Annotated in this window: 10 protein-coding genes; 3 read left to right on the forward strand and 7 right to left on the reverse strand. The window is 59.8% G+C overall.

The annotated features are described in order from the left end of the window. Positions 1 to 524: 524 nt before the first annotated feature. Positions 525 to 11,105, forward strand: a complete 10,581-nt coding sequence (locus PPUTUW4_RS08815) for a peroxidase family protein (RefSeq protein WP_015094312.1) — start codon at positions 525 to 527, stop codon at positions 11,103 to 11,105. A gap of 182 nt (positions 11,106 to 11,287) precedes the next feature. After that, positions 11,288 to 11,863, forward strand: coding sequence for a hypothetical protein (locus PPUTUW4_RS08820; protein WP_015094313.1), 576 nt, complete (start codon positions 11,288 to 11,290; stop codon positions 11,861 to 11,863). A gap of 25 nt (positions 11,864 to 11,888) precedes the next feature. On the opposite strand, the gene PPUTUW4_RS08825 is transcribed toward PPUTUW4_RS08820, so the two are convergent. The 7 genes from PPUTUW4_RS08825 to PPUTUW4_RS08855 form a co-directional block, all read right to left on the reverse strand. Continuing rightward, a complete protein-coding gene (locus PPUTUW4_RS08825) occupies positions 11,889 to 12,878 on the reverse strand; it encodes a fatty acid desaturase family protein (protein ID WP_015094314.1) in 990 nt (329 codons plus the stop codon). 57 nt (positions 12,879 to 12,935) lie between these two features. Beyond that, entirely contained in the window at positions 12,936 to 13,718 is a 783-nt protein-coding gene (locus tag PPUTUW4_RS08830; RefSeq protein ID WP_015094315.1) for a PaaX family transcriptional regulator C-terminal domain-containing protein, read from the reverse strand. A 148-nt stretch (positions 13,719 to 13,866) separates the two neighbouring features. Further along, the gene (locus PPUTUW4_RS08835) at positions 13,867 to 14,325 is read right to left on the reverse strand and encodes a glycine zipper 2TM domain-containing protein (RefSeq protein WP_015094316.1); all 459 of its coding nucleotides are present in this window, start codon (positions 14,323 to 14,325) and stop codon (positions 13,867 to 13,869) included. Positions 14,326 to 14,339: 14 nt separating this feature from the next. Then, a complete protein-coding gene (locus tag PPUTUW4_RS08840; RefSeq protein WP_015094317.1) occupies positions 14,340 to 14,768 on the reverse strand; it encodes a hypothetical protein in 429 nt (142 codons plus the stop codon). A gap of 28 nt (positions 14,769 to 14,796) precedes the next feature. Then, entirely contained in the window at positions 14,797 to 15,474 is a 678-nt protein-coding gene (locus PPUTUW4_RS08845; protein WP_015094318.1) for a DUF3313 domain-containing protein, read from the reverse strand. A 47-nt stretch (positions 15,475 to 15,521) separates the two neighbouring features. Then, entirely contained in the window at positions 15,522 to 16,790 is a 1,269-nt protein-coding gene (locus PPUTUW4_RS08850; protein WP_015094319.1) for an OmpP1/FadL family transporter, read from the reverse strand. A 240-nt stretch (positions 16,791 to 17,030) separates the two neighbouring features. Beyond that, on the reverse strand, positions 17,031 to 19,067 hold the full coding sequence (locus PPUTUW4_RS08855) for an alkyl sulfatase dimerization domain-containing protein (RefSeq protein WP_015094320.1): 2,037 nt from the start codon (positions 19,065 to 19,067) through the stop codon (positions 17,031 to 17,033). Between the two features lie 153 nt (positions 19,068 to 19,220). Between PPUTUW4_RS08855 and PPUTUW4_RS08860 the strand changes: the two genes are divergently transcribed. Then, a complete protein-coding gene (locus tag PPUTUW4_RS08860; protein ID WP_015094321.1) occupies positions 19,221 to 20,180 on the forward strand; it encodes a LysR family transcriptional regulator in 960 nt (319 codons plus the stop codon). The last annotated feature ends 41 nt before the right edge of the window (positions 20,181 to 20,221 follow it).

Raw genomic sequence — 20,221 nt, forward strand, 5'->3', positions numbered from 1 at the left:
AGGAGCGTAGGTCGCGCTGAAACCCTCCGAAATAACATTTCGCTCTATACCTGCACTCAACTTTCTATATGTCGTTTAAAAACAGCTAGTTGTGTCGACTAAACACCAGTCGTCTGTTTTCACGACGGAATATTGACAAAGATTTGCTATGGAACTTTAGTCTTAGTTATCGGGGGGGCCGCCCGCCTGAAGCTTGTCATCGTTTTGGCAACGCAAGGCGCGGTGATTTCCCGGAAGGAGCAAAGCATGTCGATCATTGCGTTCTTTTGCAGAGTGAAGGGGCTTTCCAGCAAGTTTGCCTTTACCTCCTGTTTCCATGGCCCGCCCAAGGGTCGTACTTGCTCTGCCTGACCGTTCGGCGAGCCATTCACTACGCGAATTCCAGGCGCGTATCCCGGGTTCCGGGTAACGCCAGCTCTCGCAAAAAAACATGACCAACACACTGCGCAAGCCAGCACTTGACTTGGCGCGGGAGGATTTTCTCGTCCCGCGCCTTTACCCAGACAGATCGAGGGCAATCCAAAATGGCCAATTTCACCCAATCGGACCTGGAATTCATCCTCAAGCAAATCTTTATCGCCGAAGCGAATGCCGCCGGCACCAGCCTCATTGATTTGCTTCCCAACACTCAGGTGCCATTCGGTCTGCGTACCGTCGATGGCAGCTTCAACAACCTGGTCACCGGCCAGACTGATTTCGGCGCGGCGGACGCTGATTTTCCGCGCCTGCTTGATCCTTCCTTTCTATCGGCGCAATACGCAGGAACTGGGACGGTGGTCGACCCGCAACCACGGATTATCAGTAACCTGATTGTCGACCAGACTGCCAACAACCCAGCCGCGGTAGCGGCGAACGGCGGCGCCGCCCCAGTGATCAGCCCCGGCCTGGATGGCGTGTTCGGAACGGCCGATGACAAGGAAGTGTTCTTCATTCCCAACGAGTCGCCGGACGTCGGCCTGACCGCCGGCTTCAACTCGTGGATGACTTTCTTCGGTCAGTTCTTCGACCACGGCCTCGACCTTGTCACCAAAAGCGCTACCGACATTGTGTTCATTCCGCTGCAGCCGGACGATCCGTTGTTCGTACCGGGCAGCCCGACCAACTTCATGGTGCTCTCACGCGCAGTGCGTACCGCCGGTGCGGACGGCGTAGTCGGCACGGCCGATGATGGCCAGACCAACACCACCTCGCCGTTCGTCGACCAAAGCCAGACCTACAGCTCGCACCCCTCGCATCAGGTGTTCCTGCGCGAGTACGTTCTCAACGCGGCAGGTGACCCTGTTGCCACGGGGCGCTTGATTACCGGCGGCGAAAATGGCGGCATGGCGACCTGGGCAGTGGTCAAGGCGCAGGCCCGTGACATGCTCGGCATCGATCTGACCGACGCCGATGTGCACAACGTGCCGTTGCTGGCAACCGATGCGTACGGCAACTTCATTCGCGGGCCTGGCGGCATGCCGCAGGTGGTGATTCGCATCAGTAACGGTGCCGACGGCATCGCCGGGACAGCGGATGACGTCACGCAACTGGTCGAAGGCAACCGGGCTGCTCCGATCAGTCTGACCAACGCGGTGAGTACCGGGCATGCGTTCCTCGATGACATTGCCCACAATGCTGCACCCGTCGTCGTCGGTGGCGTTCTGCAGGCGGATGCCGACACCGCAGTCGGCAATGCGCAGCCTGTTGGCCCGGGCGGCAACAACCTGACCTATGACAACGAATTGCTCGACTCCCACTATATTGCCGGCGACGGCCGGGTTAACGAGAACATCGGCCTGACCGCCGTGCACCATGTGTTCCACTCCGAGCACAACCGTCTGGTCCAGCAGTCCAAGGACACCATCCTTGCCTCCGGTAACCTGGCCTTCCTCAATGAATGGCTGGCTGACGACGTGACTGCGATACCGACTACACCCGCCGGGATCGCGGCACTGGTGTGGGACGGTGAACGCCTGTTCCAGGCCGCCAAGTTCGGTACTGAAATGCAGTACCAACACCTGGTGTTCGAGGAATTCGGGCGTACCGTTCAGCCACAGATCGACGCGTTCCTTGCGCCCAACGGGTATGACACCTCGATCAATCCGGCAATCCTCGCCGAGTTCGCCCACGTGGTGTACCGCTTCGGTCACTCGATGTTGACCGAGACCGTCGATCGCTTCGACCCCGCGTTCAATCCGCTGCTCACTGACCCCACCAACCCGGACTCGCAAATGGGGTTGATCGCGGCCTTCCTCAACCCTCTGGCGTTCGCCAGCAGCGGGTTGACTGCGGACCAGGCGGCAGGTGCGATCATTCGCGGTGTGACCCGCCAGGTTGGCAACGAGATCGATGAGTTCGTCACTGAAGCGTTGCGCAACAACCTGCTCGGTCTGCCGCTCGATTTGCCGGCCCTGAACCTGGCGCGTGGTCGCGACACGGGTATCCCCACCTTGAATGAGGCGCGCCGGGAGTTCTACGAATCAACCGGCGACAGCCAACTCAAGCCTTACATCAGTTGGGCTGACCTGGCAGACAGCCTCAAGCACCCCGAGTCTCTGGTCAACTTCATCGCGGCTTATGGCACGCACAGCACGATCACGGCGGCGACCACACTGGCAGGCAAACGCGATGCAGCCCTGGCGCTGGTTTTGGGGGGCGTGGGTTCGCCCGCTGACCGCCTGGACTTCCTCAACAGCACCGGTGCCTATGCCAACGTAACGCTGGCCGGCGCGGATGGGGTACTGGGTACTGCAGATGACCTGACCGGTGTGACGATCACGGGCGTTGACGACATCGACTTCTGGGTCGGTGGCCTCGCCGAACAGAAGATGCCGTTCGGCGGCATGCTCGGCTCGACCTTCAACTTCGTGTTTGAAACCCAGATGGAGGCGTTGCAGGACGGCGACCGCTTCTACTACCTGGCGCGTACGGCTGGCCTGGACTTCGGCACCGAGTTGGAAAACAACTCCTTTGCCAAGCTGATCATGCTCAACTCCGATGTCACCCACCTGTCGAACACTGTGTTCCTGACACCGACGTTCACCCTCGAGGTGGATCAGACCGCTCAGTTCACCGGCCTTGGCGCGGACGGCCGAGCCGACCCTACGGGCGGCATCATGATCAACGGCGTCGAAGTCGTGTCGCTGGTGATTCGCGACAACCCTGACACCGTGGGTCCGGATACCAATTATCTGCAATACACCGGTGAAGACCATATCGTCATGGGCGGCACCGCCGGCAATGACATCCTCATTTCCGGCGAGGGCGATGACACCCTTTACGGCGACGGCGGCAACGACCGCCTCGAAGGCGGCGCCGGGAACGACGCGGTATTGGGCGGTGCGGGTGATGACATCATCAGCGACTCGTTCGGTGACAACCGTCTGGAAGGCAATGACGGTAACGATGTGATCGTGGCCGGCAGCATGCTGGCGGGTGGCAACCTGATCCTGGGTGGCGCTGGCCAGGACTTCATCATCACCACGGAAGACATCAGCACCACCTTCGGTGGCCAGGGCGACGACTTCATCCTCGGTGCCAAGACCAACCTGCCACCTACCGGTGGCGAAGGTGATGACTGGATCGAGATGGGCACCCAGGACGGTGCGCCTGGTGATAACTTCTCGCCACTGCTCAATGACGATGTGATAGGCAACGACATCTTTATCGGTGGTCCCGGCTTCGACGAAATGATCGGCGAGGGTGGCGATGACATCTTTACCGGCAGCGACGCCCAAGACAACATGGATGGCATGTCCGGCTTCGACTGGGTGACCTACAAGAATGACAGGCACGGCGTGACTGCCGACCTGACCATGGCCACGCTGGCACAGCCACACGGCAACGCGCCCAACCAGAACACCGGGGTGTTCAATCCGGTCGGTGCCTCGCCGGCCTCGATTCTCGACCGATATGCCGAGGTCGAGGGCTTGTCCGGTTCGAGTTTCGGCGATGTGCTCAAAGGCGATAATGTTGATGCGGACACCATCATCAACCACGGCGGTACCACAGGCAGTGCGCTGACCAATGTGGCGTTGATCCGCGGTCTGGACCAGTTCCTGGCTGATGCCGGGTTGCCGGTCACCGGCTTTGCCACTGGCAACATCATCCTTGGCGGCGATGGCAGTGACCTGATCGAGGGTCGCGGTGGCGATGACCTGATCGACGGTGACAAATGGATCAACGTCAGGATTGCCGTTTATGATCCGGCTGACGTCAACCATACCGGTCCCGAAATCGCCTCCTTCGACAGCATGGTCGATATGATTCCGCTCATGCTGGACGGCACCATCAACCCTGGTCAGCTCCAGGCCGTGCGGGAAATCATGCCCGGCACCTCGACTGACGGGGAGGCCTTCGACACCGCCATTTTCTCCGGGCTTCAGGACGAGTACACGGTGACCGTCGACGACCGCGGTACCGACGATCTGGCGGATGACGTCTATACGGTGACAGACAGCGTAGCGGGCCGCGACGGCGCCGATACCCTGCTGCATATCGAACGCCTGCAATTCGCCGATAACCAGCTAGTGCTGGTGGATGGACTCAATGCCGAACCGACTGGCAGTCCGACTGTCACGGATGGCAACGGCGGCGCGATAGTCGTGGGCGATATACTGACTGTCAGCGTGGCCGGGGTGACCGATGCCGACAACGTCGCGGCGGGTAATCCGCAAGGCTTGATCAACGGCTCGGTGTCCTACTTCTGGCAATTCGAGGCGGATCCAGGCAGCGGCATTTTCGAGGACATCATCCTGTTGCCTGCCGGCGACGTGGCGTTCCAGAGTGCCGACGGCACCACGTTCAAGGTCTCTCCCGACCTTGCCGGGCTGTCGTTGCGGGTCAAGGCGATCTACCAGGACGGTCATGGCACGACTGAGGTGTTGTTCTCGCAACCCACTTCAGTGGTGGCTCCCGGCGCGCCGGTCGTGCCGACCGCGCAGACCCCGGTGGTCGATGCCACCGCGGGTGGCGCGGGCCTGCACATGGTCCGCTCTGACCTCAACTTCATCCTTGACCAGATCAAGATTGCCGAGGCTGACGCAGCCGGTCAGGACATACTCTCGCTGCTCCCGAACATCCGCGCGCCGTTGGGCCTGCGTACGGTAGACGGGTCGAACAACAACCTGTTGAACCTCGACGGCATCAACAATACCGAGTTCGGCGCCGCCGATAACCTCTTTCCGCGGGTGACCGATCCGGTCTTCAATCCGGCGGAACAGGGAACGTCGTATGCGCAGGACAACGGCATTGTGATTGACTCGCAGCCGCGCACCATCAGTAACCTGATCGTCGACCAGACGTCGAACAATCCGGCGGCCTATGCCACGGCTTTCGACCCGGGCGCGGACGGTGTGCTCAACTTCGGCCTGGCGGGTAATGACGACGTGCTCAAGGATGGCGTATCGATAGTCGCCAGCCCCGGCCTGGATGGTGAGTTCGGCACTGCCGACGACCGCGATGTGTACCTGTTCGAGAACACCACGGCGGACGCGGGGTTGTCCGCACCTTTCAACGCCTGGATGACCTTCTTCGGGCAGTTCTTCGATCATGGCCTGGACCTGGTGACTAAAGGTGGTTCGGGCACCGTGTTCATCCCGCTGCAACCGGATGATCCGCTGTTTGTGCCTGGTAGCCCGACGAACTTCATGGTTCTGACCCGCGCGACCAACCAGCCGGGGGCCGATGGCATTCTCGGCACGGCCGACGACATCCATGAGCACACCAACACCACCTCGCCGTTCGTGGACCAGAACCAGACCTATAGCTCGCATCCGTCGCACCAGGTGTTCCTGCGCGCTTATCAATTGACTGACAACGGTCCCATAGCGACCGGCCGGTTGATCACCAACCGTGACCTGGGGGCGGATGGCCAGTTTGGTACCTCGGATGACATCGAACTGGGTGGCATGGCGACCTGGAAAGTGGTCAAGGCACAGGCCCGCGACATCCTGGGTATCAACCTTACCGATGCCGATGTCGATAGTGGCCCGCTGTTGGCGACCGACGCCTATGGCAATTTCATCAAGGGGCCGAACGGCTTCCCGATGGTGGTGATGACAGGGGTTGACGGTATTGGCGGCACGCCTGATGACGTCCTTGTCGAAGGCAATCCGCTAGCGCCGATTGACCTGAGCAATGCCGTGCGCACCGGTCACCAGTTCCTCGCCGACATCGCCCACAATGCCGTGCCGGTCGTCGTTGGTGGGGTTCTGCAGGCGGACGCTGACACCGATGTCGGCAATGCGCAGCCTGTTGGCCCAGGCGGCAACAACCTGACCTATGACAACGAGCTGCTCGATGCTCACTACATCGCCGGCGACGGCCGGGTCAACGAGAACATCGGTCTGACCGCGGTGCATGCGATCTTCCACTCCGAGCACAACCGGCTGGTTGCGCAGACCAAGGACACCGTGCTCGATTCGGGTGACGTGGCCTTCCTCAACGAGTGGCTGCTCACTCCGGTGAGTGCGCTGCCAACCAACCAGGCCGAGTTCGATGCGCTGGTGTGGAATGGCGAGCGCCTGTTCCAGGCTGCCAAGTTCGGCACCGAAATGCAGTACCAGCACCTGGTATTCGAGGAGTTTGCGCGGACCATCCAGCCCAACATCGACCTGTTCTTCGCACCGACCCAGGTCTATGACGTTGACCTCGACCCCTCGATCGTTGCCGAGTTCGCCCACACCGTGTACCGGTTTGGCCACTCGATGCTGACCGAGACCGTCGATCGCTACGACATCGACTTCAACGTGGTAAGCGATCCGAACAGCGCTGATCCCACTCAGCAGCTCGGCCTGATCGCGGCGTTCCTCAACCCGTTGGCGTTCGCCGCCAGTGGTGTGTCGGCAGAGGATGCGACCAGTGCGATCATCCGTGGGGTGACCCGGCAAGCCGGTAACGAAATCGACGAGTTCGTCACCGAGGCGCTGCGCAACAACCTGCTCGGCCTGCCGCTCGACCTGCCGGCGATCAACATCGCCCGTGGCCGCGACGTGGGGATTCCCTCGCTCAACGCGATCCGCCGCGACATCTACAGCCAAACCGGTGATACCCAACTCAAGCCGTACACCAGCTGGGTCGACCTGGTGCAGCACCTCAAACATCCGGAGTCGTTGATCAACTTCATCGCGGCCTACGGCACGCATGACACGATCACCGCGGCGACCACGCTGGAAGGCAAGCGCGCTGCGGCGATGTTGCTGGTGTTTGGCGATGGTGGTGTTACGGAGCCAGTCGATCGTCTGGACTTCCTCAACAGCACCGGTGCCTATGCCAACGTAACGCTGGCCGGCACGGATGGCGTGCTGGGCACTGCCGACGACCTGAGGGGTGTAACGGTCACTGGCGTCGATGCCATCGATCTCTGGATCGGCGGCCTGGCCGAACAGAAAACCCCGTTCGGCGGCATGCTCGGCTCGACCTTCAACTTCGTGTTCGAGAACCAGCTGGAAAAACTGCAGGACGGCGATCGCTTCTACTACCTGGAGCGTACCGCTGGCCTGACGATGAATGCGGAGCTTGAAAGCAACTCGTTTGCCAAGTTGATCATGGCCAACACTTCGGCCACTCACTTGCCGGGCCTGGTGTTCTCGACCCCGGGACTCTACCTGGAAGTGGACCCGGGCAGGCAATTCAACGAAGGCCTGGCCGCCGCCGATCCGCTCGGCCCGAACGGCGAGCAAGTGGTGTTCCGCGACAATCCGCTGACCGTGGGGGCGGACACCAACTACATCAAGTACACAGGTGACCAGCACATCGTGCTGGGCGGTACCGAAAACGCAGACATCCTCATCTCCAGTGAAGGCGACGACACGGTCTGGGGTGATGGCGGCAACGATCGCATCGAAGGCGGTGACGGCAACGACCAGCTGCGCGGTGGCGCCGGCGACGACATCATTACCGACACCGGCGGCGACGATAACCTCCAGGGTGGCGACGGTAATGACGTGCTGCACGGAGGCAACGGCGTCAACCTGATCATTGGCGGGTTCGGCAACGACTTCATCATTACCGGTGAGGACGCCTCCGAAGCCATTGGTGGCCAGGGCAACGACTTCATCCTGGGCAGCAAGGCCAACGAACAGGACATGGGTAACGAAGGCGACGACTGGATCGAGAAGGGCACCTCGGACGGTGCACCTGGCGACAACTTCGACCCGCTCGGTAACGACCCTGTGATCGGCCACGATGTATTCGTCGGCGCCAGCGAGAACGATAAGTTCAACGGCGAAGGCGGTGACGACATCATGGTCGGCAGTCTCGGCTTCGGTGATCGCTATATCGGCGGCTCGGGCTATGACTGGGCGACCTTCAAGGGACTCGCCCAGGGCGTGAGCATCGATTTCAGTGACCGCTTCTTCGATGTACCACCGACGCCGGGTTCGGGAGCGTCGGCGCTGGTGCGTTTCGACGCCATGGAAGGTCTGTCGGGTTCGTCTCACGGTGATTACCTGCGCGGCGATAGCACAGATGCGACAACGCTACCCACTGCGGGTGCAACCGGCAGTGTGCTGACCAACATCAGCCTGATCAACGGTCTGTCCGATCTGCTGGCAGCGGGAGCTACGTTCTTTGACGGCGGCAACATCATCCTCGGTGGCAGCGGCAGCGACCTCATCGAAGGTCGCGGTGGTGACGACATCATCGATGGTGACAAGTGGCTGAACGTGCGCATCAGCGTACGGGCGAATGCTGATGGAAGCGGCGCGGAGATCGCCACGTTCAACAGCATGGAACCACTGGTGCCGTTCATGCTCAACGGTACCTACAACCCGGGCCAACTGGTCATCGTGCGGGAGATTCTGACCGGCACTGACAACTTCGATACTGCGTTGTATTCCGGTAACGCGTCGGAGTACACGGTCGCTGTCGAGGGCAACGCCGTCATCGTGACCGACCTGGTGGCCGGGCGTGATGGCGTCGATCACCTGACCGGCATCGAGCGCCTGCAGTTCGCTGACCAGACGCAGGCCTCCGGTGTTGGCACCGCCTCGAACAGCGCTCCTGTGGGGCGTCTGGCGATCCTCGATGCTACCACCGGTGCGCGTGTCGATGCGCCTGTCGCCGGCCAACTGCTGCGCGTCAGCAGCCAGTCGATACGCGACGCCAACAGCGTGGGTGCGGCCAATCCGACCGGTGCGGTTACCGGACCGGTGGCGTACTACTGGCAGGTCGAAACCATTGCCGGTTCGGGCATCTATGATGACATCACCATTCTCGCCGCCGGCGAGGCATCGCGGGTGACGGGCGCCACCTATATGGTGGCGGACGATGTCGCCGGGCTGAACATCCGCGTTCGCGCGGTGTATCAGGATGGCAATGGTACGCTGGAGATCGTCGACTCGTCGGCGAACAACGCACCGACCGCAGGGCCGGGCATCCTCGGGTTTGCGTTTCTGAACCAGGTGTTGACCGCCGACCTGTCGACCATCGTCGACGTCGATGGCCTCAGCAATCCGCAGTTCACCTTCCAGTGGCAGGAGACCAATGGGGTGACCTTCGTTGACATCGCCGGAGCCACCGCTAGCACGTTTACGCTTGGCCAGGCTCAGGTCGGCGATCAGGTGCGCGTGGTGGTCAGTTACGTCGATGACTTCGGTGTGGCCGAAAGCATTGCGTCCGACGCCACGGCCCCGGTGACCGTCGGTGCAGTGTTTGTCGGTACCGCCGGTGCCGACATTTTTATCGGCACGCCAGGCGACGACGTGGCCAGCGGAGGTGATGGCAACGACTTCCTGAACGGCCTGGGTGGCAACGACATCCTCAATGGTGACGGGGGCAATGACATTCTTATCGGCGGTAGTGGTGCCGATACGATGGCGGGAGGTCTTGGCGACGATACCTTTGAAGTTTCCGATCTTGGGGACACGGTGACCGAACTTGGCGGCGAAGGCAACGACACAATCTGGACTTCGCTCGCGAGCTACACCCTGGGTGCCAATGTCGAGAACCTCGCGTTCGGCGGCAGTGGCAATTTTGTGGCTATCGGCAACGCGCTCGACAACACGCTCGTGGGTGGTTCGGGTAACGACGTCATCATCGGTGGTGGCGGTAACGACGTGATGAATGGTGGTGTCGCCGGCAACGATACTTATGAAGTCACCGACACCGGGGACGTTGTGTTCGAGCTTGGCGGCTCAGGCACGGACACGGTCTGGACCTCTCTTGCGAGCTACACCCTGGGTGCCAACGTCGAGAATCTGTATTTCGGCGGTAGCGGCAACTTCGCGGGCACCGGCAACGTGCTCGACAACACGGTCGTGGGTGGTGCGGGTAACGACGTCCTCACCGGCGGCGCAGGTAACGACGTCATCATCGGTGGCGCAGGTGCCGACACGATGGTCGGTGGCGTCGGCAACGATACCTATGAAGTCGCCGACCTTGGGGACGTGGTGAGCGAGCTTGGCAGTGCCGACACGGATACGGTCTGGACCTCGCTTGCGAACTACACCCTGAGTGCCAACGTCGACAATCTGTTTTTCGGCGGCAGCGGCAACTTTGTGGGTAACGGCAACGAGCTCGCCAACACGATGGTCGGCGGCGCGGGTAACGACGCCCTCAACGGCGGCGACGGAGTCGACACGATGGTCGGCGGCGGCGGTGCCGACACGATGGCCGGCGGTGATGGCAATGATATCTACGCAGTCGCCGACCTTGGGGACGTGGTCAGCGAGAACGCCGGTGGTGGCAGCGACACGGTGTGGACCTCACTCGCGAGCTACACCCTGGATGCCAACGTCGAAAATCTGTTTTTCGGCGGTGGCGGCAACTTTGCGGGCAGCGGCAACGCGCAGGCCAACACGATCGTGGGGGGGGCGGGTAACGACGTTCTAACCGGCGGTGGCGGTAACGACGTGATGAGTGGTGGCGTCGCCGGCAACGATACGTTTGTGTTTGCTGCCGCAGGTTTCGGCAACGACCAGATCTTCGGCTTCGGAGCCAATCCAGTCGGGCAGGACTTGCTCAATATCACGGCGCTGGGGATCACCAGCGCGACGTTCGCTGCCAACGTGACCATCACGGCCAACGGGGCAGACACGGTGGTAGGGATCGGGGCTGACAGCATTCAGCTTGTCGGTGTCAACAGCGCGGCCGTTGATCAAACGGACTTCATCCTGGCCACTTGAGGTCCTGGCCAGTACTGTCGCAGGGAGCGTGGACCACGGAAGGGAGGGCAATGGATGCCCTCCCTTTTTCCTTCCACTCAATGACCCATCGGTAATCGGGGTGCCAGCAGCGTACTGGAGCTCAACAAAGCAGGCTGGAATTGAGCTGCGAAATCAAAAAATGGAAAAGGGGACACCAGGTCGTGAACATTTCTGCCATCTGCATCTTGAGCAGCCTACTGGTTTCGGCCGCGGCATCTGCTACCGGGGCCGCTTCTGTCTTCGACCTGGACTTCACCAGGTCAGCCATGGAAACGCTGGAAAAACTGGATATCAACGACGCTTGTATTATCTCCGTCTCAAGTCCTGCTGCGTTTACCTTTTGCCGAAAAGGATCGTCAACACTCTGGAAGTATCAGGTGCTGGATCTGGAGCAACAGGCGGCGATCCAGATGGGGCAAAAGCGCTCTTCGACGGACTATCAACGAATTACCGTTGTGCAACTCAATAGCGTTGCCTGCGAGCAGGATCACCTTGCAGCATTGGCTAAACCGGCTATCAGGCGTGGGCTTGCCCTTGGCCTGATCGCCCTGTTTCTGTTGGTCGGCCTGCGGTATACCTACCAGGCAATCAGGCATGGTTATTATGTACAGGTCGGTGTTGCGAAGCCCGGTTTGCAGCGATTGAGCGAATCCGGATTACCGCAAAACTCAACGGTCATGGCATTGGTCGCGTGGGGTATGGCGGCAGCTACGGCATTTGTCTACTTCGGCTTTTGAGTCTGGGGCGAACAGTATTCACCCATCAGGCGGTGTGAATTCGCTGGCTCACACGCTTGAGCACCTGCAAGTAAGTGGGCGGTTGCGGCACGATGCCACGCTGTCGCAAAAGAGCATGCAACTTCGGCAGGCGAAAATACGGCACCGATGCCATCAGATGGTGCTCGATGTGAAAGTTGACCCGGATAGGTGCCACGCAAACGCGGGCGATAACACCGGCTTGTGTGGTTCGCGTATTGCGAAGGACGTCCGTGCCTGATTCCAGGCAGGCATGTTCGGCCATGGAGCGAATGCGGATGAACAACGGAAACGGCGTGATATAGGCCAGCACCCACACACCGTACAACCACGCCTGTCCACTGATCCAGAATGCGGCAAGGAGCAGGCCGTTGGTGAGTAGCATGCCGCTGGCGTTTCTGAAAAAGGTCCGTGGGTAGTCCCACCAGCGACGACCTGCCTGCGGCAGGCGGTGGATATCGCTGGTGAGCGACCACTGCAGCACGCCGGCATCCATCAGCACGCGTCCCGCCAGGAACTTCAGACCGGTAATGCCTGAAAGATCGCGCAGGCACTTGCGCATCAAGGAGCGTCGCGTCGTAGGCAATCCGGCAACCAGGCAGAGATCGGGGTCGTCGACGCAAGAGGTCCTGGCGTGATGAGTCAGGTGATAGGGACGATATTTGCGCAGCTCGTTCCAGATCGGCCGGGCGCACAACCAGTCCACCAGTACGTCATTGCACCATTTGGTCTTGAACAATGTCCCGTGCGCGGCGTCGTGCTGCAAAATGCCAAAGCACAACTGGCGTCCGGCAATAATCACGATACCCACGATCAGGGCGAGACAAAATCCCCACCAGGGCAGGAGTTCGCGGGCCCAGGCCAGGCTTGTAAAGGTCAAGGCCAACACACCCCAAGTAGACACTACGGCCCAGGCACCCCAGAGGTCTGAGCGTTCGCTGAAGGATTTGATTTCGTCGCGGCTGAGAATATCGCTGATTTTGGTTTTGTTATGCATGTCTATCCTCGACATCAAGGGCCAGGTACCGGCCCGGGTGATGAGTCAGTTGAGTCTTCAGGGCTGTTGCACAAAGGTGCGCCAGATTTGATGGCCGCGATCCACGAAGCGCTGGGTGCAGGCAAAGAATTCCGTGCGCAGCGCCACATCGACCATAGGTTCCGGTAGCAGGGGGTCGAAGACGATCTGGCGGATGGCTTCGCGGCCGAGGATGAAAGACTCGCGTGCGGCCATATCCGGCTTCAGTTGCCCCGCGCGCAGCATCCAGCTTTCCAATTGCTCGCAATTGCGGCGATAGCTGTCGTCGAGCAACTCACCCTTCCACAGGTTTTGTATTCGCTGCGACTGCGCCTCTTCGAAGCCCTGGGCCTGGAAAACCAGTGCGGCCGGTTCCAGGCCGAGTTCGATCAAACGTCGACGCAACGACTCGATATCAGGCGAGATATTGTTCGGGCGCACGTACAGGTCTTTGTCCAGCTCCGCGAAACCCAGCATCTGCAGGGCACGTTCACGCTGGCGCAAGATGTTGCGATCACTGCGCCCCAGGGCATTGCACGCCACCATCAGATAACTGCCGTCCCACGGCCGCAGATGCTGCTCCACGTTGCGCCACTCGAACAGCTGCGCCGAGATGTCCCTGGCCTGCGGCCCCAACTGATAACTTCCTCGGCCCGCACCTTCGAGCAATGCTTCGATAGTGAGGCGCGCCAAGGTGACCCGGACGTTGTTTTCACTGATGCCGAATAGCTCGCAGGCGACGATGGCTTCCCTGACCTGCAAGGGAACGCCGTTTTTAGCGACCAGCAGTTCGAGCACCAGGCTTTTTACGCAAGGTTTCATGGTCTTTTCAGCTCATTACAGGTTATTAACAAATCTATCGTGAAGTGTAATATTACACAACAGTAGGTTTATTTATTTTTACTGTAATGACTTGCTTTATGCCTTGGGCTGCCTGATCAACGGCGTTTTACCGCTCCAGACGTGGCCGCTACCCACCCTGTGGCAGCACCCGGGCATTATTTCCCGAGCCTTCGATGTAAACGTTCATGCCATTGCTCAGGGCCGGATTGATCGGCTGGGTCACCGATACCAGCACGCCACTTTTCACCCGCACGATGACCTGTTGCGCTGCGACCGGCTGATCGTACTTTTTCTTCTCTGCATAGTTACCGCCCACCGCACCGGCGAGTGCGCCGGCAACCATTGCAACGTCGCGCCCGGTGCCACTGCCGATCAGGCTGCCAATGCCGAGACCGCCGAGACCACCAAGGACGGCGCCGACGCCACTGTCGTGATTGGTCTGCATCTGCGTCAGCGATATCTGCTCGATCTTGCCCGAGCGAATCTCCATTTCACCGGCACCACCATCGTTCGATCCCACGGCGGAACAGGCACTGATCAAGACAGTCGCCAACGTGACCGTCAGCCAGGACAGGATTGCTTTCATAGCTGTGCACCTCGTCATTGGTATTTGATGGCAATGCCTTTGAGCTTGCGGCCCTGGATCGTATCGATGTCGCGGTTCCACAGAGGACCGGTCACGTAGGCGGCGACGGGTTGGATCTGGTCGTAAACCACCACCACCGCGTCTGCACCCAGTTTGGCGCCTTCTTCACGCAGTTTCTGTTCGACCTGGGTGATGGGAGGCGCGGGGTCGACACTGGCATCGATCAGGATTTCGCCCAAACGCACACTGGGGCGCGTCGGTTCCGTGCGTAGTATCTGGACTTCGCTGGGCAGGGTCGGAGCAGGGTGCTCGACCCCGACGTAGGCGGTCGTCTGGGCATCCACCGTTGCGCAAGCGCTTAACGCAAGCGCGCTGGCGATGAGCGTTGCGACGATTAAAGGTCTGTGCAAGTTTGTGAGTCGAAGCAATGTATGGGAAGCCATGTCAGCTATTCCTCTACGGGGAAGCGATTCAACTGCGGATGAATGCCCAGAGATCGACGTTCAACTTGTCGATCGCCGCCTTGAAGTCCTGGGCGGTGATTTTCTGGGTTTCGTTGGACAACTGCTTGCCGAACACCTTGCGCACTACCCTGGCCACGGTCTGGTTGTCTTTCGCGTCGATGAGCTCGGCCTCGATATACAGCTCGGTGTCCTGATCGCGGTGACCGGTGGCCGCCTGTGTCGCTCCGACGACAGCGGCGACGGGCACCACTTCATACCATTTCATGCCTTCATTGGAGGCGCTCACGCCGGTAATCGCGGCGCGCAGGATCAAGGTTTTCGAACCTTTTGGCGCGGCACTCGTGTGGTGGACCATCCGGTACTTCTGCCCCAGCGTCGCCTTGACCCTGCTGCTCATGTAGTCCCGGATGTCATCGAGTGTCTGCTGGTTGACCCGCTCATTGGGCTTGGGCGCCGGATACAGCTCCAGTCGCTCGAACGCTACCGTGTCATAGGCATTGGGGTTCCACGACGGGCTCACCCAGCGCATCGCCGTGCCGCCGCTGGGCGTGGTGACCTCCTGCAGATTGTCGTAGTTGGACAGGTAGCCGGAGTACTGCGCCTGTTCAGTGACTTTGGAGGTGCAACCACCGAGCAGAAGCCCGGCCACGGCGGCACCGACAAGCAGGTTTCGGGACAGATTCATGATGCTGTGTGCTCCTCGGATGAAGTCGCTTTGGTGTGGCAAGACACTCAAAAGCGCCAGGTCATGTTTCCGGTCACGGCTTGAATCCAGGCATTGTCGAATTGACCGGAAATTCGATTGCCCGAAACGTTTCTGGTCTGGTCAACCGGCATGTCGCCAATCCAGATCATGGCCCAACTGAGGTTGACGTCGGTGTCCTTGTCCAGCGCATAGGTGGCTCCTGTTGCAAGGCGCCAGGACTCGGCCATCGGTACGGTAACGCTGCGGTTGTGGTCCGACACGGCGCTGCTGTCGTACGCCACACCGACGTTCCACAACCATTGCGGGGTAGCCTGGTATTGCGCGCCGAGCGACAGGTGCCAGGTGTCCTTGAAATGTGCGTCGACAGTGGTTGATCGGGCGCCGAGCGCCGTGGTGTCGACCTGCACCGCGATGTCGCCGAACTCTGACCAGTCCTGCCAGTTGACCGAGGCCAGCAAGGCCCATTGCCGGTCCAGTTGCTGGAACAGGCTCAGGGTGACGGTTTGCGGTACCTTCACATCGAGTTCGGTTTTGGTGTTGTTGACGCGCTCGAGCAGTCGGCCATCGCCATTCACGTCCAGCCGGTCCTCGAAGTCCAGATCGACCTGGCTGGTGTAGGTCAGGCCAATGCGCGTGCCGGCTTGCGGGGCGTAGATCACGCCGACATTCGCACCGAAGCCCCAATCCTGGTCCTTGTACTTGAATTGGCCGTCGGTGCGGTCGGTAAAGCCGAACGGCGAGCGGTCAATCGCGGTCTGGGCTTGCAGCATGCCGTACATGGCCTTGACGCCCAGACCCACCGACCATTGCTCGTTAAAGCGGTAAGCCACGCTCGGCACCAACGACAAACCACCGAGGCTGGCGTTCTGCGCGAAGTAGCGCCCGGACCAGTCGTTGTCGTAATTGACCGCCAGACCGAAGTCGGCGTATTGGCCGAAGCCGACACTCCAGTGCTCGTCCAGTTCATGGCTGATGAAAAAACTGCCGCCGGGAATCGGGTCGAGGGCGTTGCCACTGCCGCTACCCGGCACGTTGGTGTCTTCGTCGCGATCGAATTTGAGGTTGCCGTAAAGCACCTGCAAGCCCGCGGTGATCTGTGTTCCCGGCAGGTAACTCAGGCCCGCCGGGTTGCTGGCGATGGTCGAGGGGCCTTGGGCGCGGGCAGCGGCACCGGCGTTGGCCAGGCCGGCGTTATCGGTGCCGATTTCGTAGAGCATGAGGCCGCCGGCGTGTGCTTGCTGGCTGCACAAGGCAAGTAGCGTAAAGGCAGGCAGTGCACCTGTTCTGGTTTGCATGGATTAAATCCCGGCAAATGTGCATTTTCGAATAAGGGTGAATTAACGAACGTCGAAAAACCTGAATTACGTTCAAGCGGCCTGGTGGGGTCACACATAAGTGGTAGTTCATATTCTCGATATTGGAAGGAACAACTTATGAATAGCGCCATCCATGCTCGTTATTGTTTATTCAGGGTTACGAGTAGAACGCCAAAAAGCGCTTCACCCCGGTGCAGGATGAAGCGCAGCCCTTGTTGATTACTGTTGGGTGCCTGGCAGTAGTTCAAAGGTCGGGGTAAACGGGGTGATCGCCACCATCAACAGTTCGAACGGTTTACGATCGCCCTCGAAAGTGGCTTTGCCGGCTGCAACAAGTTGATCAAAGCTGGTTTTCCTGGCCATCACACCTTCAAGGTCAGCACGGTCAAGGGTGATGGTGAGGTCGGGTTTGCTGGCTTGCTGCCCCTTGATATTGGTCAGTGTCGAGTTGCTCAACTCCACGACAAATTGCTCGCCGTTATCGGGTGTCTTGAGGTTGAAGATGAAGTGCTGGTTCGCGACTTTGCTGCCATCCAGGGCAATGCCCAGGTACTCCAGCCATAACTCGGTGCTCATGCCGCGGATCATGTCCGCACCACCCGTTTTTGGCGGCACGCCCTTGGGCATGCCATGGCGCAGTTCATACGCGGCCGAGAGGAAACTATTGCGCACGCCGGCACTTTCCTTCTGATAACCGACTTGCTCATAGACATCCGCGAGCAAGTCCTTGGCCTTGCTGTTCTGCGGTTCGGCATACACCAGCTTGTTGAGGATTTCATAGGCTTCGCGGTACTTGCCCTGATCGAACAAGGACTTGCCCTTGGCCATGATCTTGTCGGCGCCTCCCATCATTTCCACATACAAGGGTGCCGAATCCTTCGGAGACAACGGCATCAGCGTCGCCGGATTGGCATCCCAGTAACCCAGGTAGCGGTTGATCACGGCGCGACTGTTGTGTTCTTCCGAGCCGTGGTAGCTATGGGTCGCCCAGTTGTTTTTCAGGCTTTCGGGCAATTTGTAGACGTTTTGAATCTCGTTGATGGTGACGCCCTGGTTGGCGGCATGCAGCACGGCGTTGTTCAGGTTGGCATAGGCATCGCGTTGCGCGCGCATCACATCCTGAATCCGCTCATTGCCCCAGCGTGGCCAACTGTGGGAGGCGAACATGACGTCTGCCGTTTGACCGTAGCGATACAGGGCATTGTTGATGTTCTTCGACCAGACCAGCGGGTCGCGGACAAGGGCGCCGCGCAGGGTATAGATGTTATGGATGGTGCCAGTGATGTTCTCGGCTGCCCAGAACGCCTTGAACTGTGGGAACCAGGTGTTCATCTCTGCGGGCGCTTCAGTGCCGGGCGTGCTCTGGAACTCCATTTCGATACCGTCGATGGTCAGGGTCTCGAAATCTTTGGTAATGAAACGATTAGGTTCGATCAGGCCCATGTTCCCACTGGAAGCGTTTTTACCAATGGCCATGTCGACATGACCATAGGGGCTGTGCGGCAACAGCAAACCATATTGCAAGAACGCTCGCCGGTTCATGGCGTTGCCGGCGTAGACGTTTTCAGCCACGGCATGCTCCATGAAACCTTGCGGCGCAATCAGCGGGATCTTGCCGCTGCGGACATCGGCCTCGTCGACCACGCCGCGGATTCCGCCAAAGTGATCGGCATGGGAGTGGGAGATCACCACCGCCACGACCGGGCGCTTGCCCAGTTTTTCGTTGATGAAGTCCAGGGCGGCCCTGGCGGTTTCCTTCGACAGCAGCGTGTCGAAGACAATCCAGCCGGTGTCGCCCTTGATGAATGTGATATTGGCCAGGTCAAACCCGCGCACCTGGTAGATCTTGTCCGGAACGACTTCATAGAGGCCATAGGCCGTATTGAGCACCGCCTGACGCTGCAGCGACGGATTGATGCTGTCGTAATCCTTGCCTTCATTCAGGAAGTTGTAGCTCCCCATGTTCCACGCGACGTTCCCGGCGTCGGCCATGATCTTCTTGTAGGGCGGTGCGGCGATGAAGCCTTTTTTCGCTTCTTCAAGGTCGCGCTTGTCTGCAAAGGGGAGTGTCTTGCGCACAGTGTTCTGCATGTCGACCGTGTAGGACGAAGGCGCCTTGCCCTTGCTGTCGAAGTGCACGTTTTGCGATGGAGCCGGATCGGAAGCTGCGCCGTTTGCATCGGCAGCGAAAACGCAAGGGCTGATGCCACCGCCAAGTGTGATCGCCAATGCCAGATGGAGGGTCTTGTTGTACATGAAAGGTTCCTGCGCCAGATGAAGTGTCCAAGGGCGTCAAGGCAACGCGAGTGTTCTGCGTTCTCGGCTTGACCTGTCGAACCATGAATAGCATATTGAGTTAATTCCGAAAAATTCCGTTTTAAAGGCTTTCGATAACATAAAGGTTATGAAATGACGCCGAACCGTCTACGTCAGTTTTTGGCATTGATTGAGCACGCACACTTTGGCCGAGCGGCAAAGGCGCTGGGTGTTTCCCAGCCGGCGCTGAGCAAAAGCATCCAGTTGCTGGAGCGCGAACTCGGGGTCACGTTGTTCGATCGACGCACCGACGGCGTTGTATTGACTGCATTTGGTCATTTGCTTCGGGAGAAAAGTCAGCGCCTGTTGGTGGCGGAGCAGGATCTGCGCCGTGACATCGCCTTGCTCGCGGGCGGGGATATCGGCGCACTGAAAGTCGCTTTCGGTCCTTACCCCAGCATCATCAGCGGATACGCCAGCATTGCGCGGATGCATGCCCGGCATCCGCAAATCAAGGTGACGGCCCATGTGGCCGGGTGGCGGGAGGTGGCGCATCAGGTCACAACCGGCGTGGTGGATCTGGGCATCGCTGAAATCAGTACCCTGCAAGGCCGGGAAGAGCTCACCTGCGAGCTGTTGGGGGAGCATGAAGGCCGCCTGTTCTGTCGACCGGACCATCCGCTGCTGGCGCAAAACCGTTCCCTGACGCTGGCACAAACACTCGATTACCCCTGGGTGGCGTCGCGCATTCCCTTGCGATTGGCGACCCACTTGCTTCCGGCAACGCTGGGCTGCGCCGGTGCCTATGATGCGCTGAGCGGAGACTTCGTACCGGCCATCGAAATTGATGTCCCCATGCAAATCGTGAAGTTCGTCGAGAACAGCAACGCCTTGGCGCTGGGGAATCTGTCGACGTTCGAACGCGAATTGTCGGCGGGAGAAATCGCGCCGTTACCCGTTCAGGACCTCGCACTGCGTACCCGGTACGGCTTCATTTACCTCAAGGAACGTTCGCTGCCACCCGCGGTAGAGGTATTCATGAAAGAAGTGAGGGCAGTGGAGGCCGACGTTTGCCAGCGCGAAAGTCTGTTGGTCAAGATCATGGAGGCGTGAAAGCCAGGGACAGATGACACTGTCAGCGTTTCTTCTATTTT

Source organism: Pseudomonas sp. UW4, from assembly GCF_000316175.1.
Lineage (GTDB): Bacteria > Pseudomonadota > Gammaproteobacteria > Pseudomonadales > Pseudomonadaceae > Aquipseudomonas > Aquipseudomonas laurylsulfatiphila.